This window comes from Moorena sp. SIO3I6 (assembly GCF_010672095.1).
This window is the reverse complement of the sequence record NZ_JAAHHU010001540.1, coordinates 1-1176: the sequence shown is the minus strand read 5'-3', so window position 1 is coordinate 1176 and position 1176 is coordinate 1. Positions and strand designations below refer to the sequence as shown.

Here is a 1176-nt window from a genome sequence, read left to right as displayed (position 1 = left end):
TCGTTATCGACCTTGCTTAATAGTATATATATTTTATAGTAAGATGTCAAGGGATAAGATGAATTTCCTGGCTCGCTATCCATCCCCACCCTGAAAGAGGGTGGGGAATTCCGCGAGTTTTGTTAAAGATATTTTTAGCGATCGCGCGCAATCTTTCTCTAGGATCTCCCATAGCTGTTTAGGCGTTAGGGTAGATATCGTCGATATCTAGACCACTATTCCTTTCGTTCTACCACTACTTTCAATCGAGCCGCCAATGCCCCGATCGCTCCCAGGGCGAGTAACCAAGGAGCCAAGAAAATAGCAGTAACTCCTCCTAATACTCCAAAAGTTAGCGGAATCTCCAACAAAATCCGCTCCTGGTCATTTTTGATGATAATTCGGCGAATATTACCCTGATCAATTAGGTCTTTAACTTTGTCAATCAGGTCATTACCACTAATACTGAATTCTTCGACACTGACCTTTGGCTGAACATCTGGCTCTACAGAATTGGAGTGATTGTTAATTTGTTGATCAGTTGGTTCATTCATGGTAATCTACTTAGGCACCGAGTTGGTCATTATGGTGATTACTTTTCTACATTAACTCAAAAATAATTGTTAATGTTGATACAAAATGCTTAAGGACTGGTGGTAAGGGATTTTGGGTTTTATAATAAATAGTCGAGATGTTCGTTCTAGAAATTGTGTAACACCGCTGTGACTAAAACACCCCTACCCCTTAGTATCGGTGACCATAGGGATCACCAGACCCAACAACCGGACGCTTTGGGACGTTTTGGGAAATTTGGTGGCAAGTATGTTCCAGAAACCCTGATGCCTGCTCTAAGTGAACTAGAGCAGTCTTTTGAACAATACCGTAATGACCCGGATTTCCAACAGGAACTACAACAACTGCTGCGAGACTATGTAGGACGTCCTAGTCCTCTCTATTTTGCTGAACGTCTGAGTAACTACTATACCAAATCTGATGGTAGTGGACCACGGATTTATTTAAAACGGGAAGATTTAAATCACACCGGTGCTCACAAAATTAATAACGCTCTCGCTCAGGTATTGCTAGCCCAGCGCATGGGTAAGCGGCGCATCATTGCTGAAACGGGAGCGGGTCAGCATGGTGTGGCTACCGCAACAGTATGTGCTCGATTTGGTCTCGAATGCGTCATTTATATGG

Annotated in this window: 2 protein-coding genes; one reads left to right on the top strand and one right to left on the bottom strand. The window is 43.0% G+C overall.

Features of this window, described 5'->3' with window-relative positions; all coding sequences use genetic code 11:
- Positions 1-215 precede the first annotated feature (215 nt).
- Positions 216-533, bottom strand: coding sequence for a DUF4342 domain-containing protein (locus F6K49_RS51020; protein WP_070393480.1), 318 nt, complete (start codon positions 531-533; stop codon positions 216-218).
- Positions 534-701: 168 nt separating this feature from the next.
- Between F6K49_RS51020 and F6K49_RS51015 the strand changes: the two genes are divergently transcribed.
- On the top strand, positions 702-1176 hold a 475-nt coding region (locus tag F6K49_RS51015; protein ID WP_293110556.1), incomplete at its 3' end, for a pyridoxal-phosphate dependent enzyme.

Coding starts and splice junctions, on each gene's coding strand:
- F6K49_RS51020 (WP_070393480.1), bottom strand. CDS start 533: ATGAATGAACCAACTGATCAACAAATTAACAATCACTCCAATTCTGTA.